At 53.5% G+C, this 26,173-nt stretch carries 21 protein-coding genes and 1 riboswitch; all 21 genes read left to right on the forward strand.

The genetic code is table 11. The annotated features are described in order from the left end of the window. The first annotated feature begins 83 nt into the window (after positions 1-83). The 21 genes from VK70_RS01825 (at position 84) to VK70_RS01925 (ending at position 26,150) form a co-directional block, all read left to right on the forward strand. The gene (locus tag VK70_RS01825; protein WP_025697210.1) at positions 84-1,976 is read left to right on the forward strand and encodes a sensor histidine kinase; all 1,893 of its coding nucleotides are present in this window, start codon (positions 84-86) and stop codon (positions 1,974-1,976) included. A gap of 145 nt (positions 1,977-2,121) precedes the next feature. Next, positions 2,122-2,505 carry a hypothetical protein gene (locus VK70_RS01830; protein WP_144415164.1) on the forward strand — a complete coding sequence of 128 codons (384 nt, stop codon included), beginning with the start codon at positions 2,122-2,124 and terminating at the stop codon, positions 2,503-2,505. Between the two features lie 432 nt (positions 2,506-2,937). Next, complete coding sequence (locus VK70_RS01835) at positions 2,938-4,383, forward strand: sensor histidine kinase (protein WP_233277752.1); 1,446 nt, start codon at positions 2,938-2,940, stop codon at positions 4,381-4,383. A 24-nt stretch (positions 4,384-4,407) separates the two neighbouring features. Further along, the gene (locus tag VK70_RS01840; protein WP_025697216.1) at positions 4,408-5,043 is read left to right on the forward strand and encodes a response regulator; all 636 of its coding nucleotides are present in this window, start codon (positions 4,408-4,410) and stop codon (positions 5,041-5,043) included. Between the two features lie 279 nt (positions 5,044-5,322). Next, positions 5,323-6,063, forward strand: a complete 741-nt coding sequence (locus VK70_RS01845) for a YveK family protein (protein ID WP_025697218.1) — start codon at positions 5,323-5,325, stop codon at positions 6,061-6,063. Beyond that, on the forward strand, positions 6,047-6,685 hold the full coding sequence (locus VK70_RS01850; protein WP_025697220.1) for a CpsD/CapB family tyrosine-protein kinase: 639 nt from the start codon (positions 6,047-6,049) through the stop codon (positions 6,683-6,685). Before VK70_RS01845 ends, VK70_RS01850 begins: the two co-directional genes overlap by 17 nt. A gap of 48 nt (positions 6,686-6,733) precedes the next feature. After that, positions 6,734-7,621 (forward strand): UTP--glucose-1-phosphate uridylyltransferase GalU, encoded by an 888-nt coding sequence (gene galU, locus VK70_RS01855; RefSeq protein ID WP_081754931.1) that lies wholly within the window; start codon positions 6,734-6,736, stop codon positions 7,619-7,621. 63 nt (positions 7,622-7,684) lie between these two features. Beyond that, positions 7,685-8,374, forward strand: a complete 690-nt coding sequence (locus VK70_RS01860; protein WP_025697224.1) for a sugar transferase — start codon at positions 7,685-7,687, stop codon at positions 8,372-8,374. Positions 8,375-8,396: 22 nt separating this feature from the next. After that, complete coding sequence (locus tag VK70_RS01865) at positions 8,397-9,341, forward strand: glycosyltransferase (protein WP_025697226.1); 945 nt, start codon at positions 8,397-8,399, stop codon at positions 9,339-9,341. A 4-nt stretch (positions 9,342-9,345) separates the two neighbouring features. Continuing rightward, on the forward strand, positions 9,346-10,695 hold the full coding sequence (locus VK70_RS01870; protein WP_233277753.1) for an O-antigen ligase family protein: 1,350 nt from the start codon (positions 9,346-9,348) through the stop codon (positions 10,693-10,695). Beyond that, positions 10,692-11,465, forward strand: a complete 774-nt coding sequence (locus tag VK70_RS01875; RefSeq protein ID WP_025697231.1) for a WecB/TagA/CpsF family glycosyltransferase — start codon at positions 10,692-10,694, stop codon at positions 11,463-11,465. The genes VK70_RS01870 and VK70_RS01875 overlap by 4 nt, the downstream gene beginning before the upstream one ends. 35 nt (positions 11,466-11,500) lie before the next feature. Continuing rightward, positions 11,501-12,994, forward strand: coding sequence for an O-antigen ligase family protein (locus tag VK70_RS01880; RefSeq protein WP_025697233.1), 1,494 nt, complete (start codon positions 11,501-11,503; stop codon positions 12,992-12,994). A gap of 101 nt (positions 12,995-13,095) precedes the next feature. Next, positions 13,096-13,395, forward strand: a complete 300-nt coding sequence (locus tag VK70_RS01885; protein WP_025697235.1) for a hypothetical protein — start codon at positions 13,096-13,098, stop codon at positions 13,393-13,395. Next, entirely contained in the window at positions 13,385-14,605 is a 1,221-nt protein-coding gene (locus VK70_RS01890) for a glycosyltransferase family 4 protein (protein WP_046722707.1), read from the forward strand. Before VK70_RS01885 ends, VK70_RS01890 begins: the two co-directional genes overlap by 11 nt. Beyond that, complete coding sequence (locus VK70_RS01895; RefSeq protein ID WP_025698507.1) at positions 14,571-15,710, forward strand: glycosyltransferase family 4 protein; 1,140 nt, start codon at positions 14,571-14,573, stop codon at positions 15,708-15,710. Before VK70_RS01890 ends, VK70_RS01895 begins: the two co-directional genes overlap by 35 nt. Positions 15,711-15,804: 94 nt before the next feature. Further along, complete coding sequence (locus VK70_RS01900; RefSeq protein WP_025698510.1) at positions 15,805-16,905, forward strand: glycosyltransferase; 1,101 nt, start codon at positions 15,805-15,807, stop codon at positions 16,903-16,905. A gap of 4 nt (positions 16,906-16,909) precedes the next feature. Next, on the forward strand, positions 16,910-18,250 hold the full coding sequence (locus VK70_RS01905; RefSeq protein ID WP_046722711.1) for a UDP-glucose dehydrogenase family protein: 1,341 nt from the start codon (positions 16,910-16,912) through the stop codon (positions 18,248-18,250). Positions 18,251-18,335: 85 nt separating this feature from the next. Then, positions 18,336-19,709 carry a sugar phosphate nucleotidyltransferase gene (locus VK70_RS01910; protein WP_025694423.1) on the forward strand — a complete coding sequence of 458 codons (1,374 nt, stop codon included), beginning with the start codon at positions 18,336-18,338 and terminating at the stop codon, positions 19,707-19,709. Positions 19,710-19,852: 143 nt separating this feature from the next. Continuing rightward, a riboswitch (cyclic di-GMP riboswitch) is annotated at positions 19,853-19,935 on the forward strand. Positions 19,936-19,947: 12 nt separating this feature from the next. Beyond that, complete coding sequence (locus tag VK70_RS27670) at positions 19,948-21,711, forward strand: glycosyl hydrolase (protein WP_162151000.1); 1,764 nt, start codon at positions 19,948-19,950, stop codon at positions 21,709-21,711. A 222-nt stretch (positions 21,712-21,933) separates the two neighbouring features. Continuing rightward, complete coding sequence (locus tag VK70_RS01920; protein WP_046722715.1) at positions 21,934-23,430, forward strand: glycosyl hydrolase; 1,497 nt, start codon at positions 21,934-21,936, stop codon at positions 23,428-23,430. A 44-nt stretch (positions 23,431-23,474) separates the two neighbouring features. Then, positions 23,475-26,150, forward strand: coding sequence for a discoidin domain-containing protein (locus VK70_RS01925; protein WP_025694426.1), 2,676 nt, complete (start codon positions 23,475-23,477; stop codon positions 26,148-26,150). Positions 26,151-26,173 lie beyond the last annotated feature (23 nt).

Here is a 26,173-nt window from a genome sequence, read left to right on the forward strand (position 1 = left end):
TTGAGCAGCATAAAGGAACAAATCGAAAAATGTCGAAAATTATAGCGTACGATATACCTATTTTAGATAGTTGAGGTGCCACAATGAAATTGCCACTACACAAAATAGCGGCTGTAGTGTTTGTCATACTGCTGTTGGCCTCCATGATTGAGGTTGGAATTGCGATGGAGCGGGGGAAACAAGAGGGCAGAGAGCTTCGGGGGTGGCAACTGAAATGGGTGAACGCAGCGGAAGGAGATAGCGCGCATCCTCCTCGCACGGGATCAGGGTGGATTGACATTTCGCCTTCGGACGATCTGTCTGAGCTTCCGGGAGATATGACCGGGGTATGGTTCCGTACTCCTTTGCCCACGCTGAGCGGCAATTCGGCCGCGCTGTTAAATAAAGTGTATGGAAGTGACATCAGAGCTTATGTAGATGATACGCTGGTATACGATTCGAACGGCAGGGGAAGCCGGGGCGGAGGCAAGCTTCTGATTCCGCTAACAGCGCCGCAAGTAGGCAAAGAGTTGTACATATATAGCGGAGGGACCGGCAGCCGCCTTGGCTTGGAAGGAGAGATCAAGGTTGGCAGCTACGCCAAGCTGCTGAATGTTTATTTGAAGGAAAATCTGCTGGATCTCATGATCGGCGGGTCGCTCATTTTTATGGCCGTCGTCCTGGGCGTGTGCTCGGTATTTTTAAAAAGAGAGCTGTTTGTCAACGGAATTCTGCTCATGCTGATCATGCTGTCGTCCGGGGTGCTGATGATCTACTATTCTCCCTATCTTGAAATTGTAATGGAGAATAAATACAGGTGGTTGGAACTGCTCTTCGATGCGGCGCTGTTCACATTGCTGCCGGCATTCACCTACTTTTTCGAGAAATTATTTGGTTCGGGCCTGTTTAAAGCCGTTACCCGGTTGAGGAAGCTCCAAATAGGATATTCGCTGTTCTGCGTGGGACTTAGCGTGCTCAATATTGCCTTGTCTTACCGCCTAGACGTTCTGTATAGAATTTTTACAGTTGATGTCGTGGGAATTCTCATGATCATTCAGTTCCTGCTTCTGCTGGGGCTTGCGATCCGTTACTCCCTTCGCGGCAATGTGGAGGCCATTATCTTCACCACCGGGTTTGCCTTGTTTGCGCTAGCGTCGCTCAGCGAGCTGTCCCTGTACTATATGTCCGGCGAGAAGTACCAACTGTACTGGTGGAAATGGGGCATCGTCGGATTTCTTGTTTCCCTGATTGTCATCGTAGGGCGGAGATTCGCCAGGAATCACGAACAAGTGGTGGAATATTCCAAAGAACTGGAGAAGTTCAACAACGATCTTCAGCGTTCCGAAAAAATGGAAATTATTAGCGAGCTGGCTGCATCTGTGGCGCATGAGGTACGCAATCCGCTCCAGGTTACGAGAGGCTTTCTGCAAATTATCGGCGGAGCTCAGGGCAGCAAGGAAAGAGAATACTTGCAATTGGCGATTTCGGAGCTGGACCGGGCTTCGCATATTATCAATGATTTCCTCACATTTGCCAAGCCGGCGATGGATAAGGTGGAATGTCTGGATGTCGGGGAAGAACTGAAGCATGTCGCGGGCATTCTGCTGCCTCTGGCCCAAATTCAGGGGAGCCGAATCGAGATTCATCTGGAAGCCGGTCTGTACGTCAAGTTCAATTCTTCCAAGTTCAAGCAGGCGCTGATCAATATTATCAAGAACGGCATCGAAGCCCTCCAGGACAACGGGCTGGTAACCATTACTGCCCAGAAATCCGGCGCTTACGTCATCATTAGTGTTCGGGATACGGGGGAAGGCATGACGGCCAGCGAGATCGCCCGGCTGGGGGAGCCTTATTATTCCAATAAAACGAAAGGTACCGGACTTGGATTGATGGTAACCTTCCGGCTCATTGAAGCGATGAAAGGCACGATCGAGTTTCAGAGCGTCAAGGGAAAGGGGACGGAAGTAAGAGTCAAACTGCCTGCTGTGAAGCCGTAAGTCCCGCTTGTTCTGGAGATTCTGCCAGGACTATATCTGGCGCTGGAGGTGCAGAGGGCCGCAGCCGCCGGTGTTTCTGTCGCTACGCAGACCCAGCTTTGGGCCCAAGGCAGCTGATAAAAAAACGAAAAGCGCCCTGTCCTGTATGAGCCTTTACGGCCATGAAGGACAGGGCGCTTTTGTTAAACAGAAGCCCCGAGCTTTAGTCCCGGACTGCGGCCGGTTTCGGGGCGGCGCTGTCGGCGTCGAGCCGGCGCTTCAGGAAGGCGAGTCTGGGATAAAGGAATGGAGAGAGACGGGACTTTTGGCGGAAGGAACCGTCTTTCGGGCGGAGGAGACGCATAATCTCGCGGCGAGATTCAAGGAAGTGATGGAGTGGATGGGGGAGGGCAACCTCCGCGATGCCGACAGAGCGGCTCAGGCGCTGGAAGGGATGCTTCCGGATTACCTGCGTTCTAGACGCCGTCAGGCGTTTCTTCTTATCCGGTTAGGGCTCCTTGTGCTGTTGCAAATACCCGTGGCATTTTAGCTGACATGAATTCAATGCTTATTTCCAAATTATCCTCTTATACCCCATTTTTGATTGAATAAAACAGGCGAAAATAAAAAAAATATCCTTAATTTTTAACTATGTAACCGTTATCAGGTAGAAAGGTAACTTGTTATTGTCATCTTTCTTTTGTATGATGCATTTAACACAGCGGTTTTAAGGCAGGTAAAAACTCGCATTTTCCACAAATTTGGAGAATTGGGTGGTGGGATGAATATCAGGTTATCTGCGGAAGATCGTATGATTACATTTTTCAGGTACTTATCACTGTTCCTTACTTCGCTGATGTTCTTGGTAACGCACACGGGTCCTGCCCTCGTTTATAAAATTTTGATTATTCTGGCGTTGGGCTTGCTGGCTCATATGTTTACCGCCTTTTATCGGAGTTTCCGGCACAGGCCGCGTGCCGTTATGGCGTCGGTTAGTATTGAGATGCTGCTGATTCTTCTGCTGGCCATTGGTACAGGCGGATACAACAGCCCGTTCAAGCTGTATTCGCTTAATCCTATTTTGATTGCAGCGGGTTCCTTGTCCTTTTATTTTTGCTGGAGCCTGCTCGCCGGCTATTTTGCCATCTTCCTTGGATTTTGCTATTTTTTTTATAAATCGGCGGATGACACCTTTGCCTCTGTTCTGCTGGAGAACGGAAATCTGTTCCTGGCTCTTGCGCTCACGGCAATCTTTATGCAGCTGCTTTCGAAGCTTAAGCGGCAGCGGGAGGAAGCCGAGGCGCGCACGGACGAAATGCTAGAGCATATCAAATCGCTGTATCACATCGTGGAAACCTCAAGTGAGCATGATTTTATGAACATCGGACAGGTGATTACCGACTATGCCCTCAAGCTGACGAAGCTGAATAAAGCGCTGTTCTGGTTCGCGGGAAACAGCGGGGGGCCGGGGCTTGTAAGCCGTCAGACCGGTTGGCTGCCCGAGGAGGAAGAATATCTATTCGGGGAGCTCAAGAAATATGAGCCTGAATGGCGGCGTCAGAAGGAACCGATATTCAGGAGCGTTCCCGGATTCGGGGACATGCTGCTGATGCCGGTTCGGATGAGCACCCGGTTTGTCGGCGTCATCGGGGTAAAGCTTGAAGCGCATGAGGGACTGGAGGGCCGGAGATGGTACATCCAGCAGCTGATGTTTCTGGCGGAGCTCAGCGCGATTACGCTGGAACGCCATGAGCTGAGCGTCACCGAGAACCGCCTCATTGTGACCAATGAGCAGAACCGGATTGCCGACGAAATGCATGACAGCGTCTCGCAGAGCCTGTTCGGCATTGTCTATGCAGCGCATTCCCTCAAGCAGGCCTGCCGAAAAATGACGCCCTCCCAGTTGGAGGAGCAGATCGAGCTGATCCATGATTCGGCGACCAAGGCCGCCAAGGAACTGAGGATCACCATTTACAGTTTAAGTTCCAAGAAAAGCGGCGGTCCGACCTGGCTCGGTATGGTAAGATCGCATCTGAAAAGTTTATCAAGATTGAATGATGTTGAGATTGATTTCAAAGTGAAGGGCGATGACTTCAGCCTGCCCTACCCTTATCACAAAGCGCTTTTCCGGATTATATCCGAAGCGACCGGCAATGCCATCCGCCACGGCGGCGCCGGCAATATTGAGGTTGAGCTGACCTTGAAGCCAAGATGGGTCGGACTGGCTATCCGCGACGATGGGGTCGGCTTCGACACCGATCTGCTGTGGACCCGTTCGATGGAGGGCACAAGCGGACTGGGAATGAAGAACATGCAGCATTTGGCGAGTTCCCTTGGCGGTGATTTCCAGTTATCCAGCAACGAGAATGCAGGTACCCAGATTCTGATTTCAATTCCGGTAGGCGTAGTTGAATTAAAGAACGCATAAAGGATGATAGGAGGTCTTTGCATTATGGAAATCGTCATTGTGGATGATCACCCCCTCGTTAGAAGAGGGCTGGCAGCTGTTATTTCCATGCAGCCTAATTTGAAATTTGCGGGCGAAGCAACGAATGGTGAAGAGGCTCTGCGCGTCTTTGAAGAGGTGCGGCCTGATTTGGTGCTGATCGATTTGAAGCTTGCCGACGAGTCGGGGATTGATGTGATCAAGGCCGCGCGCAGACGCGGAATCGACAGCAAGTTCATCCTGCTGACATCCTCGGCAAGCCGGGAAGATTTCCTGAAGGCGGAGGAAGTACTGGTCGACGGCTATGTACTGAAAGAAGCGCTCCCTGAGGAGCTGCTGTTTGCCATTCAGCTGGTCTATAAGGGCAGGAAGTATTACGATCCCGGCCTGATGGAAGACAAGATGAGAATGAGCGGCAAGGGTCCGACGGATGAATTGACGCCCAAGGAACGGGAAGTGCTGATCGAGCTGGGGCAGGGCGCCTGCAACCGGGAAATTGCTTCCCGGCTCTTCATCAGCGAGTTCACGGTCAAGAAGCATGTCAGTCAAATTTTGGCCAAGCTTCAGGTTGCGGACCGCACTCAGGCCGCGCTTTACGCGAACGCGGTTGGCTTAACCAAATACGAGATGTCTGTCGAATAATCGGCAGGCAAACGAAAATCCATATTTACAAGCACGGACATTTTGTCCGTGCTTTTTTTCTTTTTCGGCAAATTCCGCCAGCGGCGTGTCAACACAGCTCATGCCTTATGGTACTAAAGTATACCATGAATTGGCCTAAAGTGGAAATTTTCTTTATTCAAAAGTGAAAACGAAAGTAATGGCAGGGACCATGCCCCGAAAAATGTGGATTGTTAGAATTAAAGCAAGTTACCTGAAATTTTCAGAAGTCTTTCAAAATCCAACGGAAGGAGGCTCGCTGTGGAAAAGACGATTTTGGATTACCTGAATCTGATCAAAAAAAGGTTATGGCTCATCGTGCTGTTCGTACTGATCTCCTGCAGCACCACCTATTATGTCAGCAAGAATTACGTGGTTCCCGTCTATTCTGCATCTACACAGCTGCTGGTGAACAACGCGGCTGACCTGCCGGAAGGCAATAACCTGAACAATCTGAATTTCAGTCTTAATTTGATCGGAAGTTACAAGGAAATCATTAAATCGCCGGCCATTATGGACCGTGTCGCCGCCGCGCATCCGGAATTCGGGCTTACAGGAGACGCGCTCAGCTCCAAGGTAGCCATCAAATCTTCAGAGGGAAGCCAGATTATCAATCTCAGTGTGGAGGATACAAGCTACGCGAAGGCAGCCGGCATCGCCAATGCCGTATCGCAGACTTTCATTCGCACCCTGCCGGAACTGATGAATCTGAACAACGTCAACTTCCTCACTCCTGCGGACCCGAAAGATGTTCCGGGACCGATTAACGCAGGATTTACGATGAATCTGATTATCAGCTTTGTCGTATCGCTGATGGCGGCTCTGGGAATTATCCTGCTGCTGGAGACGTTGAGCGGCTCCCTTCGCTCCGAGAAGGAAGCGATGCACGAGTTTGGTCTTCCGGTCATCGGAACTATTCCGGTCATCCGCAAACGCGACCTCGGCAAGGATGGGGACAACAAAGCAAGAGTAGGGGAGGGAGCGTATGCTGCGATTAAGTAACAGCCTCATCGCTGAGCGAAATCCGCAGTCGCATGTGTCTGAATCATTCCGCTCGCTTCGCACCTACATCCGTCAGCTCGGGCTGCTGCAGGGCGGAGGCAAATCGCTGCTCTTCACGTCCGGCGGAGCGGGGGAGGGAAAGACGACCGTTCTGGCCAATCTCGCCGTATCCTTTGTGCAGGACGGAAAAAAGGTCGCCGTGGTGGATTGCAACTTGCGCAGCCCTGGCCTTCATACAGTGTTTGGAGTGGAGAATAGCGACGGGCTGGCTGACTGTCTGAGCGGCCAGAAGGAGGCAGGCAAGATCGGCGTATACGGCAACCTGGCCAATCTTACCATCGTGACGGCAGGAGTCTCATCCGTCAGTCCGCCCGATCTGCTGGGCAACGCCAAGATGGCGGAACTGCTGGAGGAATTGAAAGGAACCCATGATCTTGTTCTGCTGGACACGCCCCCTGCGGTGGAATACAGCGATGCCCGGGTGCTTGCGCCGCTCACGGACGGCGTTATCATCATTGCCCGTTACGGCAAGTCGAAGCGGGAGTTGATCGGCAAGGTCAAGACGCTGATGGAACAATCCGGGACCGCTATTCTCGGCATTACCATAAACCAATTCAAGTAATAATGAGCTGGACGCAAGCCAAGCAAAAATTACTTTTAGGAGGTACGGATGATGAAAAAAGTGAAAAAGGTAATTATTCCCGCAGCCGGACTGGGTACCCGTTTTCTTCCTGCAACTAAGGCGATGCCGAAGGAAATGCTTCCCATCATCAACAAGCCTACTATTCAGTACATTGTGGAGGAAGCGATCGCTTCCGGCATCGAGGATATTATTATCGTAACCGGTAAAGGAAAGCGGGCGATTGAAGATCATTTCGACAACGCCTTCGAGCTGGAATCGCGGCTGCTTGAGGATGGCAAGCTCGAACTGCTTCAGGAGGTACAGCGTTCATCCAAGGTTGAAATTCACTATATCCGGCAAAAAGAACCCAAAGGACTGGGACATGCGGTCTGGTGCGCCAGACGGTTCATCGGCGACGAGCCGTTCGGCGTAATGCTCGGCGACGATATTGTTACCGGACAGACGCCATGCCTGAAACAACTGATCGACCAGTATGAGGAAACGCAGAACTCGGTTATCGGCGTGCAGGAAATTCCCGATGAATTCACCAACCGGTACGGCATTATCGAACCGGATTTGCAGGACGGTCGTCTGTACCGCGTTCACAACTTTGTCGAGAAGCCGCCGCTCGGCACCGCCCCTTCCAATCTGGCGATTATGGGACGCTACGTGTTTACGCCGAAGATCTTTAAATATCTCGATCTGCAGGAAAAAGGCGCCGGGGGCGAAATCCAGCTGACCGACGCGATTCAGAAGCTGAACCAAAGCGAGCGGGTCTACGCCTACAATTTCGATGGAACGAGATACGACGTCGGAGAACGGCTTGGTTACATTTTGACAACGCTGGAGTTCGCTTTGGAGAACAAGGATTTACGCTACCCTCTCATGGATGCCATGGCGGCATGGCTCAGCAAGGCGGAACAAGCCACCAGTTAACAGGCTGAAGCTCAGGCACTTATATATTACGGGCCGATCTTTACAAGGAGGATTGAGAGGGAAATGAGCATGCCAAAAATGCCGGATGACGCTGAGCCGATTCTGTCTAATGTTTATGTGCTGCATGCCGAAGAAGCGCGGGAAGCCAGTTCCTACCTGGTAGTGAAGCGGGTAATCGACATTCTTTTTTCCGCTCTGTGTCTATTCCTGCTGCTGCCCCTGTTTGCCGTAATCGCCGTACTGATCAAACTGGATGATCCGAAAGGAAAAGTGTTCTTCCGCCAGACCCGTGTTGGCAAGGACGAGAAGCCGTTTGAAATGTACAAGTTCAGGTCCATGATCTCGAATGCCGAGGAGCTGAAGAAGAATCTCATGGCTTACAACGAGGTCAGCGGGGCGATGTTCAAGATGAAGAATGATCCCCGCATTACGAAGATCGGGAAGTTCCTGCGCAAGACGAGCATTGACGAGCTTCCCCAGCTCTGGAATGTGCTGGTCGGCAACATGAGCCTCGTCGGTCCCCGGCCGCCTCTTCCAGATGAAGTGGCGCAGTATACGGAGTACGACAAGCAGCGGCTGACCGTAACGCCGGGCTGCACAGGCTACTGGCAGGTTCACGCGCGCAACAGTGTCGGCTTCGAGGAAATGGTCCAACTGGATCTCACGTATATCCGCATGCGGAGCACAGCGCTCGACTTGAAGATTATCGTAAAGACGGGACTCATGCTTCTGGGATCGAAAAATGCTTATTAATTAAGAAATTAGGTGAATGCCCATGTTTGAGCACGGAAACGTACCCCGGCTGTCAATCATCATTTGCACTTACAATCGGGCCGGACTGTTATCCAAAACGCTGGATTCCCTGCTCGGGCTCGATATGCTGGACGAGGCGGAGGTCATTGTAGTTGATAACCGGTCGACCGATGATACGGCACCCGTCGTGAGACGGTTCGTGGATAAATACACAAGTATGATCCATATGAAGTATCTGCTGGAGCCGGTTCAGGGACTGTCGGCCGCCCGCAATGCGGGCATTCTGGCAGCCAAATCGCCGCTCATTGCCTTTCTCGACGACGATGCGCTGCCTGCCCGCACATGGATATCGACGATTGTAAACACCTTAGAGAGCAGACCGCGCGTGATGGCTATGGGCGGCAAGGTTGCTCCTATTTTTGAAAGCGGCAGACCGAACTGGCTGATCAAGCCGTTCGAGTTTCCCTACACGATTATGGATTTGGGCAACCGGATCAAGGAGTACCCGGGCAAGTTCCACCCCTGCGGCGCCAACATGGCGATGAGGCGCGAGGTCTTTAACGTCAGCCTGTTTCCGCTGGAGCTTGGACGCAAGGGGGAATCGCTGTTGTCCGGCGAGGAGACCTGGCTGTTCGGAAAGATTCGGAAAGAAGGGCAATCCGTTCTTTATCATCCGCAGATGGCTGTGGACCACTTCGTCCCGGCAAGCCGATTGACCGAGGACTGGATCATGAAGCGGTACTACAGTCAAGGGTTGTCCAATGCCCTTGGAAGCAGCGGCCAACTGGGCAGCCTGTCCCTTTGGGGCAAGACAGCGGCCAAAGTTCTGTATATTGCCGCCGATTCCGTATTGGCCGCGATATCCAGGAACGAAGGAAGAAAGCTGCTGAACAAATGCAGGCTGGAGAGCGTCCGCGGAACGTTTCACATGCTGCGGAATCGAAATCGGGAATCGGCGACGGGGTGAATGAATGATGATAAGCGGCCACCGGGCTTCCAAATTGTATGCTCTGCCGTATGGAATGCTGTTTCTTCTGTCGGCGTTGTTTCTAGGCACGGCAGTGATATACGAGCCGGCTATCGCGGTTGCCGCTGTCGGATTGCTCCTTCTGCTCGTCGTATCCCTGTCCAGGCCGGATTACATCAGTTATTTCGTGCTGCTGACGACGGCGGTATCGATCAATTTTTTGTACGATGGAAGCTTGTTCGGAATGGAAATATTGTCGCTCTACAAGCTGGCGATGCTGGCTCTGCTGGTGCCCTGCATTCTGGTTAACGGACTGCGTTTCAAGCTCAGCTACCCGCTGTGGGCTCTGGCGGTGATGGTGTTCATGACGTTCACCTTCTCCATCTGGCTGTCCCAGATGACGTCGTCTATTGCGGTCAAGGCGTTCATCGGACTTTCGCTTCCGTTTATGTTTCTCTTGATCAACTGGAAAAAAGAAGTGGCGCAGCGGCATATCTACATGATCTGCCTTCTGCCGGTCGTAAGCCTGCTGGTTGGAGCGCTGCTGCAGGTGGCCCATCTCCATCCCATGCTTAATGTGGAGTTTACAGGAGCGGTACGGATTCAAGGGGCGAATATTCCATCGCATCTTGCGATGCTTGCCTTTCTGGGAACGGTCATCCCGTTTATTGAACTCAGGAGGAATCCGGGCCATGAGCGTTTCTATTACAGTGTGCTGGCCGTGAATTTCGTAACTTTGATCGGTACGGGGACCCGGGGGCCGCTTCTCGCGCTGCTTCCTGTAGCGCTGTACTACTTCTACGACATTTTCCGGCGCTATTTGAAGGGCAAGACCCGGTATCTGATTCCGCTGCTGTGCTCGGTGATCGTGATTTCAGGCGCGGCGCTCATGCAGTGGGACAATATCAAGAAACGTTCGTTTGAAAGGCAGACGAGCGATGGAATCGACCTGTCGGGACGCTCCGAGGCCTGGACTTATTTTTTGGAAAAAGCGTCGGGCTCCCCATTGGCGGGAAGAGGTCTTGGCGCCGTTACAGTGGCCAACGACGGCACGCTGTATAAAGGCTTTGTCGTTCCCCACAACGAATACATCCGGTTTTACTTCGACGGGGGGTACATCGGCTCGATCCTGCTGCTGCTGTCCTTGTTGGCTGTGTTTATTCTGGTTTACAGAGCTTTGGCGCCGCCGGTTAAGCCTTATTACCTGCTCTTTATAGCAGCATTTATGATCTATTCGTTTTCTGATAATACGCTGTCGACGGTCCAATTTATTATTCCGTTCTGTTGGTACCTGAACTGCCTGTACCGGGCTTCGCAGTCAACCGATTCCCCACAAAAAGAAGTGATACGATGAATCAAGTGAACATGTTCGATGTCAACTTTAACAATTATGATTTCATGGACCTGCTGGAGTATATCGATACTACGATCCGGGAAAGGAATCATTCCTACATTCTGACCTGCAATGTGGATCATGTGATCAAGCTGCGCAAGGACAAGGAATTCCGGACGGTCTACTCTGAAGCGGGCGCTGTGGTCGCGGACGGGATGCCGCTCATATGGGCTTCCAAGATGCTGGGCAAGCCGCTCAAGCAGAAGGTGTCCGGCGCCGACCTCTTCAGCAGATTGGGACATGCGTTCCAGCAGCGGAAATACCGGCTGTTCTTTCTCGGCTCTGCGGAGGGCGTGCCGGAGCGGGCTACGAAGAACCTTAAGGCGGCGTACCCGGATATTAACATTGTCGGTTGTTATTCTCCTTCCTACGGCTTCGAGAATAACAAGGAAGAGAACGAGCGGATTATCGGAATGCTGAATGAAACCCGGCCGGATATCGTATTCGTCGGCGTAGGGGCTCCCAAGCAGGAGAAATGGATCTACCGCCATTATCTAACCTACCGGGCGCCAATCTCGATTGGCGTCGGAGCAACGTTCGATTTTCTGTCCGGATCGGTCAAGCGTGCCCCTGATTTCATGCAAAAAAGCGGACTGGAATGGTTCTGGCGTCTAAGCCAGGAACCGGGAAGGCTGTGGAAGCGGTATTTGGTGGACGACGCCCAGTTTCTGCTCCTTCTGCTCAAGGAGATGCGCAAACGGGATAAAGAGAATGGACAGAGCCTTGAATAAAGGCTTGTCCCCAAGGAATGGAGGTGTATGAAACGATGATCAGCCGTCATCAAGGCAGTTCCGGTCTTATCCACCCGGGAAACCTTCGCGCTCTGGCAACAGCGGGAATCTTTACTGCGGTCTGTGCGGTTCTGCCGCTGATGATCGGTTATGTCAGCGCGAAGCTCAGCTCATCAAGCGGCCTGCAGCTTGCCATGGTATCGGCTCTGCTGTTCCCGGCCCTTCTGCTCGCGCTGCTGAAGCCGCGGCTGCTCGTGATCTACACCCTGCTCGTCTGGGCCATCGCTCCTGAACTGCGCCGCATAGCCGATTGGAGTGAAGGGGTCTACCATTCCGTATCGCTGCTCAGCCTGGCGCCTCTGCTTGCGGGCGGTGCGGTGGCCATCCCGGTTATGCGCAAGATTCATGCCATCCGCCGTCCCTTTATGAGACTGCTGCTGCTGTTCGCGGTCCCGCTTGGCTATGCGACCCTGATTGGACTTGCGAAGAACGGGATGGGTTCGTTCTACGATCTGACGAACTATCTTGTTCCGCTGCTGCTGCTGCCATACTTTGCGGTGACGCCGTTTACGGCCCGTGATATTGACAAGCTGCTCGGCGGATATGCCAATATCGCGGTTCTGGTTGCCGGATACGGGATTATCCAGTATTTGACGGTGCCCGCGTGGGACGCCTTCTGGATGATGAACTCAGGAATGAATTCCATCGGCACGCCGCATCCGCTGGAGGTCAGAGTCTTCTCCACCCTGAATTCGCCGGGCCCTGCTGCCACCTTTCTCGTATTTGCTCTGGTGCCGATGATTCTTGAGAAAAGATGGAGGGGCGCCTTCGGTTGGATCGGTGTCCTGCTGGTGGTGGTGTGTCTGCTGACCACGCTGGTCCGGGCGGCATGGCTTCTCCTGCTGGTTATGCTTCTGGTGTACATCGCTTCCTCGTCGTCCAAAGGAAAATGGAAGACGCTGATCCAGGTGCTGTTCGTAGCGCTTGCTCTATTCTGGATCGTACCGAAGCTTCCGGGAGCGGAAGGGCTGACGTCCCGGATGGAGACCCTCTCTTCCATCCAGGAGGACCGCTCGTATAATGACCGGCTCAATCTGCTGGGCAGCATGATTCCTGCGATCAAATCGAATCCCGTAGGCCAGGGGATCGGCAGCGTCGGACAGAGCACGAAGCTTGGAAACAGCGGCGAGCTGGGGGAGTACGGCATTATGGACAACGGGTTCATTGCCCTGATGCTCACCTTCGGCGCTCCGGGCGGTCTGCTGTTCTTCGGTGCGCTTGGCATGGCGGCTAAGCAGATCATGGCCAAAGTCACGGGTACAAGCCGGCTTCAGATGTATGCGAGGCTGGCCCTTGCAACATGGACTGGAGCGGTGGTCGGGCTTGTATCAGACAACGGTTTTCTCGGACTTAAAGGTTACCTGATTTGGATGCTGATTGGCCTTGGCCTTAGCGCCAGAGAGGTACTGGACGGGAGAAAGACAGAAGCTACGCAAGCTGCGGTTCAGCCGGGGGCTGCGCCCCGCTAAGCAGCAGGGCGGAAAGTCTGCTGTGGATGAAGACGACGATGAATTCCTATATGAACGTGAAGAGACGGAATGCGAACGGTTAGAAAAAGGAGGAAACCAGCATGGATTCACTGACAGGCGTGCTTGTAGGCCCGGGCTATGGCCCGATTCCAGCGGTCAATACTTTCCGGGATGACATCATCCGGCTTGACAGGGCGATGTACCCCTGCCAACCGTTCGCCAAAGAGACTATCGCCCATGATGGAGGCGGGGAGTCTTCAGCGCAGACCGGGAAGAGTCAAGACTTCCCGGATCATGTGCGAATTCATGGTCGGCTTCAAACTTTACAGGCACTACGGGCTCTGAGAGCCAGCCAGACGGAGAAAGAGCGGGAGAAAGGAGAGAAAGGCTATGTCCTATAGTGACGGACTGAATATTATGTCGACCGGCCTAAGCTGGCCGACGGTGCAGCCCGGCGGACTCAACACGTATTACAAATCCATCTGCGAGCAGCTTTCTTCCCGCAACCGGGTGCACGCGCTGATCTGCAGCAAGGAGAAGCCGCAAACGCCGGAGGAACTCGTTATCCACAATGCCGGGGACCCTAAAGAATCGATCTGGAGGCGAAAGGATGCCTTTCAGAGAAAGGCGTCGGAGCTAATGAACGCCGGGAAAGAACGGATTGATATCCTGTATTCCCATTTCGCTCCATACGGAGTCGGCCCTGCACTAGAGGCGAAGAAACGCGGCATCCCGGTCGTGATGACCTTTCACGGGCCTTGGAACGAGGAGATGAAAATCGAGGGCCAGGGCATCAAGCATCAGGTCAAGACCGCGATCGCCAAGTCGATCGAGCGCAAAGCATACCGGCTGGCGGATAAGTTCATTGTTCTCAGCGAGACTTTTCGGGATATTCTGCATTCGCTGCATGGCGTTCCGCTTGACAAGATCGTCATCATTCCCGGCGCGGCCAATATCGACCGGTTCATTCCGGCCAACAACCGGCTCGCCGTTCGGCGCATGCTGAATCTGCCGGAGGGGGCGACCACGGTGCTGACGGTCCGGAGACTGGTCAACCGGATGGGACTGCTTCAATTACTGGAGGCATGGCGCACGGTATCCGAACGCTTCCCGAACTCGATTCTGCTAATCGGGGGAAAAGGCCCCTTGCGGGCGGAGCTGGAGGAGCGGATCGCCGATTACGGGCTGGCGAGCAAGGTCCGGCTGCTCGGCTATATCCCCGATCATGAGCTGGCTTCGTACTATCAGGCGGCTGATCTGTTCGTCGTTCCGTCGCAAGCGCTGGAGGGCTTCGGCCTGATTACTACCGAGGCGCTTGCGAGCGGGCTGCCGGTCATGGCAACGCCGATTGGCGGCAACCGGGAAATTCTGCAGAATTTCCGTCCGGAGCTGCTGTTCAAGAGCGCGTCGGCTGCGGACATGGCCGAAGGGATCTCCCACATGCTCGGCAACCGAAGGCTGCTTCCCAGCCGGGAAGAATGCAGGGAGCATGTGCTGGAAAGATACACCTGGGAGCATGTCGCGGATCAGGTGGAAGCCGTATTTAGAGATGTTATGGGGAAGGGGGAGACGATCAATGCTCAGAGTGGCGTATATCGATCACACGGCTAGATGGAGCGGCGGCGAAGTGGCGCTGTTCAACATTCTTACCCATATCGGGGATCAGGTTGATCCGCTCGTTATCTTGGCGGAGGAAGGAGCGCTGGCCGACCGCCTGCGCGAGAAAGGGATCGACGTCCGGATCATTCCGCTCGACGAGAGCATCCGCAGCCGCGGGCGCAACACCGTCAATCTGGGCGCGCCGGCTGCTGCTATGAAGCTGCTGGCCTATGGCCGCAAGCTCGCTCCGCTGCTGAAGAAGGAGCGGGTAGCCTGCGTGCATACCAACTCCCTTAAGTCTGCGCTGTACGGAACGGTTGCCGCCAAGATGGCCGGCGTACCGCTGATTTGGCATATTCGCGACCATATTGGCGCGCCTTATCTAAAGCCGGTTGTCGCGAAAGCCATCCGGCTGCTCTCGCGTCTGCTTCCCAACGGCGTTATCGCCAACTCGAAGTCGACGCTGAGCGCGCTGGAGCTGCCGCGTTCCAAGAAGACGCTGGTCGTCTATTCCGCTTTCGCCAAAGCGATTGGCGGCGGAACCGGACGGAGGGAGCAGAAAGATTTCAACGTTCTGCTGGTAGGGCGTCTGGCGGAGTGGAAGGGACAGCATATTTTGCTGGAAGCGGCGAAGAGGCTTCAGGATAACGGACGAATCAAGTTTTGGCTGGCGGGCGACGCCCTCTTCGGCGAAGACGAGTACAAGAAGAAGCTGCTGGCGACGATTGAGCGGGACCGGCTGACGAATGTAACCCTCCTCGGCCATGTGGAGGATATCCAAGGACTGATGCAGCAGGCGGATTTGCTCGTGCATACCTCGATTACGCCGGAGCCGTTCGGCCAGGTGATCGTCGAAGGGATGGCGGCTGGCCTGCCGGTGATTGCCTCCAACGAGGGAGGGCCGGTGGAGATCGTTGTCCCTGGCGAGACCGGGCTGCTCATCCAGCCGGGCGACCCGGCGGTCCTTACGGAAGCCATTAACTGGATGGTGGATCATCCCCAGGAGAGGGAGAGAATGGCGGAAGCCGGAATCAAGCGGGTAAAGGAACATTTTGTAATCGAAAATACGGTTAAAGAGATCGTCGATTACTACAGAGGCTTGCTGGCGGGCACCTGAAGGGGCTGGCGTGGATAACAGCTGTGAAGCAAGCAGCCGGAATACAGCCGCTTTTTGACAAAAATTGCCCCATAAAATGTTGAGGATGATTCACATGAAAATTGCGATAGCGCATGATTACTTAATCCAAATGGGCGGGGCGGAGAGAGTGGTGGAGGTCTTTCACCATATGTATCCGGAAGCTCCGATCTTCACGACGGTTTTTAACGGAAGCCGCCTGACCGAGAACCTCAAGGACGCGGATATCCGGGCCTCCTGGCTGCAAAAAATTCCGGGAGTGAAGGACAACTTTAAAGGGGTGCTGCCGCTTTATCCCATGGCTATTCGCGATCTGGACTTCCGCGGGTTCGATATCGTTCTGAGTTCCAGCAGCGCGTTCATGAAGAGCATTCAGGTGCCCAAGCGCACATTTCATCTCTGCTACTGCCACACCCCGATGAGATTTGCCTGGGACTATGACACCTATATGGAACGGCAGTCGAACTCGGGTCTATTCAAAAGAGTGCTGAAGCTCTACATCCAGCAGCTCAAAATGTGGGACCAGCGGACTTCCAAAAATGTGAACCAGTTTGTAGCCAACTCATCCGTTGTCAAGAGCCGGATACGGAACTACTACCACCGGGATGCCGATGTCATCTTCCCGCCCATCAATACATCCCGGTTCACCAGTTCAAGCTCCATCGGCGATTATTATCTGATCGTCTCCAGGCTCGTGTCCTACAAGCGGATCGATCTGGCGGTGGAAGCCTTCAACCGCAACGGGCTGAAGCTGCTCATCGTCGGCGACGGTCCCGACCGGAAACGGCTGGAGGGAATGGCCAGGAGCAATGTGAAATTCCTCGGCCGCCTTGAAGACGCTGAGGTCAACGGGCTGATGTCGCAGTGCAGGGCATATATTTTTCCTGGGGAAGAGGATTTCGGCATCACGCCGCTGGAGGCGAACGCCGCAGGAAGACCGGTTATCGCTTATCAGGCGGGCGGGGCGCTGGACACGATTGTCCCTTATGTCAACGGCGTATTTTTCAAGCGGCAGGAGGTCGAGGATCTGCTCCAGGCCATCGCCGAAGTGGAATCGTATGCATGGGACGTCGGAAAAATTATGAAGCACGCGCAGAAATTCGATGAACAGACTTTTATGGTGCAGTTCAAGCAGTATGTCGAACAGGCGTATGTCAACTTTTTAAAAGGAGGATGATGATATGAATCTGGCGGTAATCGGCACCGGCTATGTCGGCCTCGTATCCGGCGTATGCTTCACACTTGGGGGTAACCACGTCATTTGCGTCGACAAGGATGAGGACAAGATAGCCAAACTGAAACAGATGAAGTCGCCAATCTACGAACCGGGAATCGAGACACTGATTGAAATGAACCTGAAAGAGGGAAGATTGCAATTCTCCTCCGATATTCAGGAGTCGGTGCGCCGCTCGGATATCGTCATTCTCGCCGTAGGAACGCCTTCTCTTCCGAACGGCGAAGCGAATTTGCAGTACATTGAAAGCGCGGCGGCGGATATCGGACGGGCGATGGAGGGCTATAAGATCATTATGACGAAATCGACCGTTCCCGTAGGAACGAACGAGAAAATCCGTCAGATTATCGCCGCTAACACCGGGTATCCGTTCGATATCGTGTCAGCGCCGGAATTCTTAAGGGAAGGCTCGGCCATTCAGGATACACTGCATCCCGACCGGATCATTATCGGTCTGGACAATCCGGCCTTGGAGCCTGTCATGAGGGAGCTTCATCAAGGATTCACCGACAATATTGTCGTCACCGATATCCGCAGCGCAGAGATGATCAAGTACGCATCGAATGCTTTTCTGGCGACGAAGATCTCGTTCATCAATGAGATTGCCAATATTTGCGAAAAGGTCGGCGCGGATGTGACCGAGGTGGCCGAGGGAATGGGTCTGGACAAGCGGATCGGTTCGTCCTTCCTTCAAGCCGGTATTGGATACGGCGGCTCCTGCTTCCCTAAAGACACGAAAGCGCTGATTCAGATCGCCGGTAATGTCGATTACGAGTTCAAACTGCTTAAATCGGTGGTGGAAGTCAATCAGGGCCAGCGGTATATGATCATCGCCAAGCTGCATGAATCGCTTGGAAGCCTGCATGGCGCGAGTATCGGCATCTGGGGGCTTGCCTTCAAGCCGAATACGGACGACGTACGCGAATCGCCGGCAAGGGAAATCATTGAGGCGCTAGTGACGGAAGGCGCGCACGTGAAGGTGTACGATCCGATCGCCGCGGATAATTTCCGCCAGCAGTACAATCACCCGAACATTCAATGGTGCGCTGTGGCGGAGGAAGCAGCGTCCGGCAGTGACGCGCTCTGCCTGCTGACGGACTGGGGCGTATTCAAGGATATCAATCTGCATCTGGTATCCGCGAGCATGCGCAAGCCGATCCTGATCGACGGCCGCAATGTATACTCCAAGGAGCAGATCGAAGGAACCGGGCTGGAATACTATTCGGTAGGACGCCCTCGAATGGGCGGGCTCAGCGGCTATTCTCCGAGTGTGGCGGGGGCGGTATAACCGCCTCCCCGCACGAAGCACGACAACGCTTGTTACGCTTCGGTTCTTCACGGCCATATCATGACCATTTAGGGAGGGTACATTTATGAAATTGGTGCTTTTATCTGGCGGTTCGGGAAAACGGCTGTGGCCTCTGTCCAATGATTCACGTTCGAAACAGTTCCTGAAGGTTCTGGAAAGCCCGCTCGGCGAACCTGAATCGATGGTCCAGCGGGTATGGCGGCAGCTGGGAGAAGCGGGGCTCGCGGAATCGTCGTATCTGGCGACAGGACGCGGACAGGTGGAAATGATTCAGAGCCAGCTCGGCACGGACGTGAAGATTATTATCGAGCCCGAACGCCGCGATACCTTCCCGGCGATTGCGCTTACGGCCGTCTATCTGTATTCGGTAGAGGGCGTGCGGCCGGATGAGACGGTGGCGATTCTGCCGGTCGATCCTTATGTGGAAGGCTCCTTCTTCGGATCGGTTTCGCAGCTTGAGCAGGCGCTGGACGACAGCGGCGCGAACCTGGCGTTGATCGGCGTCGTGCCGGAGCTGCCTTCGGAGAAATATGGCTACATTATCCCTTCGAGCGCTGAAGCTCGGGAGAATGGAGTCATGCCGGTGAACGGTTTCCTTGAGAAGCCGGACCGCCTGCGCGCCGAAGAGCTGATTGGACAGGGCGCTTTGTGGAACTGCGGGGTATTCGCCTTCCGGCTCGGATACCTGCTTGATATTTTGCAGCAAAAAGGGCTGCCCTTAACCTACGAGGAGCTGCAGAAGCAGTACAAACTGCTCTCTTCGATCAGCTTCGATTATGAGGTAGTTGAACGCGAGGAAAAAATCGTTGTTCAACCGTACGACGGATTCTGGAAGGACCTGGGCACTTGGAATACGCTGACCGAAGAGATGGCGAGCAACCAGATGGGCAAGGGCGTTCTGACCGAGGATTCCTCGACAAGCTGCCTTGTCAACGAGCTTGATATTCCGATCACGGTAATCGGTGCTCAGGATCTGATTATCGCCGCTAGTCCGGACGGCATTCTCGTTACTCACAAATCGGAAAGCCCGCGTATCAAAGAGGTGCTGAAGGGCACCGAGCAAAGACCGATGTACGAGGAACGCCGATGGGGCCACTACCGGGTGATCGACTATGTCAAATACCGGGAAAGCAGCGAAGTGCTGACCAAGCGGATTTTTATCGCAGAGGGAAAAAATATCAGCTACCAGTACCATCTCAAGCGCAGTGAAATCTGGACGTTCATCAGCGGGGAAGCCAGCATCATCCTGAATGAAAAAATGCATAAGGTAAAAGCGGGAGATGTTGTGCGCATACCGGAAGGGACGAAGCACAGCATTCTGGCTCTGACCGATGTGGAGTTCATCGAAGTGCAGACCGGATCGGAGCTCGTGGAAGAGGACAATATCCGCATTACGCTGGATTGGAAGGACATTGAACTGCAGCAGTTTATTTCTTAAAAATGATAGATAAAATCATTAATTAACCATTTTTGTGAACTACTAAACAGGTCTTTTGACCCATTTATTGAGGATTTATGCAAAATAGACTTCATGAATAATTAAATAACGTCGATATGTACGGTAGAAGGCTAAGCCTTCCACTACGACAAAGGCAAACCTATCGTGAGGTAGGGACGCAAAGCCATAGGGCCTCTTATTTCAAAGAGGAAGCCTGGTTACCGAAAGGAAGATGGAATTGAAAGTTCACCGTATGTATCGACTATTCTTTTTTATGCTATCCCTGTGTCTGCTCTGGACATTTGTCCTGCCCGCGGGTTCAGGAAGCCCGGCGATTGCTTCGGCTGCGGAGGCTCCGGGGCGCCCGGTCAACCCTGATGCTTCTCCCGAAGCGGTCAAGCTGCTGAGCTACCTGTACTCGATTTCCGGAACCCGCATTATTACCGGCCAGCATGATTATCTGGAAAGTCCGGACGAGTTCAACAACAAGCTTCAAGTAACGAGCAGCAGGTATGCAGCCCTCCATGGATATGAGCTTGGGGCGATTAACGGGCAAACGGATGGCGCCGTGACATGGCTGCGGCAAAATGTCGTCAGCAGCGCCATCCAGTGGTATAAGGCCGGCGGTATCGTCGCCATGACGTATCATGCGAATCTTCCCGGTACGGCTTATGACTGGGCGAACGTGCAAAAATCGCTGTCCCAGGCCGATTTTGACAAGTATGTCACGCCTGGAACTGCGCAGTACAACAGCCTGATCACGGAGCTCGACAAAGTGGCGGTATCGCTGAAAACTCTGCGTGATGCCGGGGTGCCTGTACTGTGGCGTCCGTACCATGAAATGAACGGCGATTGGTTCTGGTGGGGCAAGAAGAACAATTTTGCAGCTCTGTGGAATATTATGTATGACCGTTTTGTTAATGTTCATAAACTTAACAATCTGCTGTGGGTATGGAGCCCGAACGCGCCGAACAGCTGGGCCGATCCTTACGTCAAGACCTATCCCGGTGCGGATAAGGTAGACATTCTGGCGGCGGACATTTATAACAAGGATTTCAATCAGTACTATTATGACAGCTTGTTGACTCTGGCTGCCGGCAAGCCGATTGCCATTGGTGAGAGCGGCGAAATGCCCGATCCGGCGATGCTGCCCAAATCACAGAGCAAATGGGTCTTTATGATGACTTGGGGCAAAATGCTGTACGAGAACAACAGCACTACAACCATTAAGAGCTTTCTGAACAACGGGTTTACGTTAACCCGCGATGAGATCATTACGGGAATGGCTTCGTTTACGGTGTCGGCAGCATTACCAAGTCCGACACCTAGCCCGACGCCATCACCATCGCCGAGTCCGACGCCATCGCCGAGCCCAACGCCAACGCCGAGTCCAACACCGTCACCGACGCCGAGCCCAACACCAACGCCGACGCCGAGTCCAACACCGGCTCCGACTCCGGCTCCGATTTTTCAGCCGATAGGAGAAGGTTCGGGGACGCTGGATCATGCGAATGACCCGGGCGGCACGGAACCAGCACCTTCGGTCACGCCGGAGCCTTCGCAGCCCCGCAACGGGCTGATTGGCGAATATTTCTCCAATATGCAGCTTTCCGGAACGCCTGCGCTGGTAAGGGAAGAATCGGCCATCGATTTTAACTGGGGAGCCGGAACACCGGACAGCTCTTTCGGCCCTGACTATTTTTCCGTCCGTTGGAGCGGTAAAATCAAGGCACGCTATACCGAGAACTATTCCTTCTATACAAGTTCGGATGATGGCATACGGTTATGGGTCAACGGGACGCCCGTCATTATCAGCTGGTCCGCTCAATACGGAGTAGAGCGGAAGGGAAGAATCGATCTGGAAGCCGGGAAACTGTACGACATTAAAGTAGAATATTACGATAATACGGGGAGCGCCAAAGCTCGTCTGATGTGGGAAAGCCCAAGCCAAATTAAGGAAACCGTTCCCGCGAGCGCGTTTTATCTTTCCGGATCGCTTTGATATAGGGTCGCTTTGATATATATATATATTTTGCGAATATTCTGGTGTGGGCCGCCGATATTTTGAAAGTATAACCTAATTCAGTTCATTAGAGCCTTGACAGCCCTGCTTACTTTTCAGCAGGGCTTCTAAGCTATCGAGCTCTTTTTTGGATAATGGCCGTTATTTCCGGCATCCGGAAGACGAACATTCGGGGGCGACAATCCAGCTTAAGAAAGGAAAATGACATTGAATATATTCCGTAAACAGCGGCTGTTCGTTGTGACTATGCCCTTGATATTGCTTGCCGCTATACTGCCCTGGGTAAACACCGATAACATCTCCCCGGCAGTACCAAAAACCGTCTCGCCGGTTAATTCATCCGCTTCAGCAGAATCGCGGAATTTGCTTGAATATCTGGTGAACTTAAGCGGAAACGGCCTGATCTCCGGCCAGCATGATTATCTGGAAAGCCCCGATGAGTTCACTGGCAAGCTGAAGAAGGCGGCTGGAAGCGATGCCGTGCTTCACGGCTACGAGCTCGGAGCGGTTAACGGCCAGTCGCCCGGCATGATTGACCGCCAGCGCGAGGCGGTAGTGAAGAGCGCCATCAACTGGTATAAGAGCGGCGGTATTGTAGCCATGACGTTCCATGAGAACCTTCCCGGCACATCTCCGACCTGGTCCAATATATCCAAGAGTTTGAGCCAGAGCGATTTTGATGCCTATGTGACACCCGGCACAGCCCAGTATGACATGCTGATTGCCGACCTGGACAGGACAGCCGTATATTTGAAGCAGCTGCAGGCCGCCGGGGTTCCCGTATTGTGGCGTCCGTACCATGAAATGAACGGCGATTGGTTCTGGTGGGGCAAGAAAAATAATTTTTCTGCTCTCTGGAATATCATGTACGACCGATATGTGGGTAAACATAAATTGAACAACCTGCTCTGGGTATGGAATCCGAATGCGCCCAACGGGTGGGCCGACGCCTATGCGCCTTATTATCCGGGGGCGGATAAGGTCGATATTTTGGCGGCAGACATTTATAATAACGACTTTCAGCAGACTTATTATGACAGCCTGTTGACGCTGGCGGACGGGAAGCCGATTGCCATAGGGGAAAGCGGGGAGCTGCCTGATCCCCAACTGCTTGCCAAGAGCCAGAGCAAGTGGGTCTACATGATGACTTGGGGCAAAATGCTGACCGAGAACAACAGCCAGCAGAAAATAAGCAGCTTCATGAGCGCGGACTATACGTTGTCCAAAGACGATTTTATCCGCATGACGAACTGGCAGCCTGAAGCCGCCGGAAATGGGCTGAAGGGAGATTATTTTAGCAATAAAGACCTGAAAGGCAAACCGTTCTTAAGCAGAACCGACGCAAATCTCAACTTTATCTGGCATGATGCCCCGCCGGCCAACGGCATGGAGAGAAACTTCTATTCCGTGCGCTGGCAAGGCCATGTCCAGGCTCCCGTCACGGGCAGCTACACCATTAAGGCGGTGTCCGACGACGGAGTGCGGGTATGGATCGGCGGAAAACTCATTATCGACAGCTGGGTGCCGCAGAACGATGTTGCCCGGGAAGGAAGCATTTGGCTGAAGGGGAATACCCGTTACGACATCAAGGTGGAGTACTTTGAGAACAAAGGGAAGGCCGATATCAAGCTGCTCTGGAAAGGGCCGGATCGGCAGGAGGAGGTCATTCCCCCTAATGTGCTGTTTCTTCCCAAATGAGAACATTGTATCTAACCGACTTCTAGAGAAAGTGAGGACAGGGAATGAGAGAACCAGGAAAAGCCCGGCCTTTATCTATACTTCTGAAGCTTACAGGACTTGCCATCTTATTCTTGCTGTCTGTATCGTTTTTGGGGAGTGAAGAGACGGAGAGGCAGGAAAGCGGGATGAGCAAGTTCTCCTCCGCGTATAAGACGGCAGCTGCAGCCCCTGCGGGTGATATCATCTGGCAGCTCGGCAGCCGTGATGCATCGGCCGGCGAGTTCGCGCCGAGTGACACTTCAAGCGCCAGAAGTACGGTCAGCCTAAAATCATCGAAGCCGGACGCGTCCGTGCTTAAAAAAGTGCCCTCCGGTCTTGACGGCAGGAGCGCGCCTGAACTAAGTATATCTTACCGTTTGAGCAAAATCCCGGAGAACGGGGTTCTGTTCCAGGTAAGCATTCTCGACGCCTATAAGTCGGTTCCGCAGATGGCGGTATTCTCGAACAGCGAGCTGTCGGGGATTATTCAGATCGCGGGTGTTGCGGGAACGGGCAGCGAATACAAATTCCGCAAAACGTATGAACTTTATATCCCGAAGGAACAACTGCAAGTCGGTGACAACGAGCTTAAGCTGAAGGCCGTTCATTCCCTATATGCGTCGAGCGCGGAGGAGCAGTATTTATGGTGGACTTGGGATGATCTGAAATTGCTGTCTTTGGATTCCCCGATTCCCGAGCCGATTCACGGCAGTTATGTGCTTACGGGCACGATGGTAACCAACAAGCAGTTTTATTTTGATACAGGCGCCACCATTCATCTGCCTTACATTATGAAGTGGCTGGGCGTGGCCTACAGCGGCAATATTATGCGTACGGGCGGCGCCAGCGATGTGAACTTTTCCCGTTCCGATTTGGAGAATTACTATAAGGTGCTTAAGGATTATAATATGCAGGCGGTCGCGCTGTATTTGTACACCGGGGATATCAAGCTAAATGCGGACGGCTCGCTGCCGGAAAGCGCGAAGAAGAAGCTGACCGAATATTTTCAGAAATACGGCTCTTACATTCAATATTACGAGGTGGACAATGAGCCGGGGTTGTTTAACCGCTCCAAAGCCGTCAATCTGGCGATAGCCGAATGGCTGAATAAGGAGGGCAAAAAAATTGCGCCCCATCTGCAGACGGTCGCTCCCGGCTGGACGTACTGGCCGAAGTACAAGGAGGACCCCTGTGAAAAAAGCCAACGGGGCGGCGTAAAGCAGTGCGGAGACCCCGACGGCTGGGAACGCGATCCCGCGCAGCGGATGGAGCTGGAGCAGGACACCGATCTCACCAATGGGCATTCTTACGGCGAATCTTACGTTGCCAAGAATGGCGGCAGCTTCACTGAGAACCTGAAGACGTTCAAAGGCTCGAACAACGGCCTCCCCAAAAAAATGCTGGTTACAGAGTTCGGCACCTCCGACACCCATGTGGACGATTATCGTTACGGGGCGGAGGAGCGGACGTCAGCCGCATTTGACCGGATTATGAGAGCCCACATCGGCTATGCGGATATGTTCGTGCAGCACGCCGCTTTTTTCTACAACTATAGTCTGTTCCAATTCAAGAACCTCAATCTGAAAAATCACGACCCGGCCAAGACGGAAATTTATTACACAAAAGAGAACGAGGATTCACGCGTCAGCATCATGCGCAGATTGAGCCTGGCTTATGCCACCCATGGCGCTCCACTTACCTACCGTCTGCTCAACAAAAGCGCTCTTGCCGACAAGCTGGTCTATGTCCGGGCTGTGGATACATCCAAGCTGGCCCCGCTGGCGGGAACGAATGCTGCCTCGAACAAGGTGCTGGTTAACCTCGTCAACTTCGAGGATACGCAGCAGACCGTCAGCGTCAAGGTTACTCTGCCCAAGAAAACGGCGTACGAGGGAGAACGCTTTGGAAGCGGCGATACGTATGAAAAAGCGCGCCGCTACGTGACCGGACTGAATGCGGGACCTGATCTGACCTTCACGGAGACGCTGGCGCCGGGAGAAGCGGTTCAGTATATTTTGCAGCCATCCGCTGCGGTGCAGGACGAGGCCCCGCGAGACCTGACGGCCACCGCGGCCAGAGGGACTTCCGTGCAGCTCAACTGGCTGGAAGCGCCCGGAACCGGCTATGATGTGTTTCGTTCAGAGGGGACGGGGGGCGAAATGAAAACCATAGCAAAGGGTGTTGGCGACACATCATACATCGACCGGGGGCTAAGAGAAGGAGAGGTGTACACCTACGCGGTAAGGGTGACGGGCTCGGGCCTGCTATCGGACAAGGCGCAAATTACGGCTACCGGTCTTGTTCCGCTGGACAGGACCGGGTGGAAGGTGACGGACAATATTAACCAGAGCCCAAAGAAGTTGTCCTACACGATCGACGGAGATCCGAGCACGCGTTGGGATACCGGAGTAAACATGACTCCCGGCGAGGCCATTCAGATCGATATGGGAATTTCGCATATGATTGAAGCCGTCCAGATGGATACCTCGCGTTCTCCTTATGATTATCCCAGGGGTTATTCCATCTATGTGTCAGAGGATGCGGTCAACTGGGAGCGGGCTGCTAACGGAAGGGGGAAGAAGGACGTCGACATGTATCCCTTTTCGCAAAGAAAGGCCAGGTATGTAAAAATCATCCAAACCGGCGCCGGCGGGAACTTCTGGTCCATCCATGAACTGCAAATATACTCAAGAGAATAGCCGAGGACGTCAATGCCTGCATG

The sequence above is a fragment of the Paenibacillus durus ATCC 35681 genome (assembly GCF_000993825.1).
Taxonomy (GTDB): domain Bacteria; phylum Bacillota; class Bacilli; order Paenibacillales; family Paenibacillaceae; genus Paenibacillus_AQ; species Paenibacillus_AQ durus_B.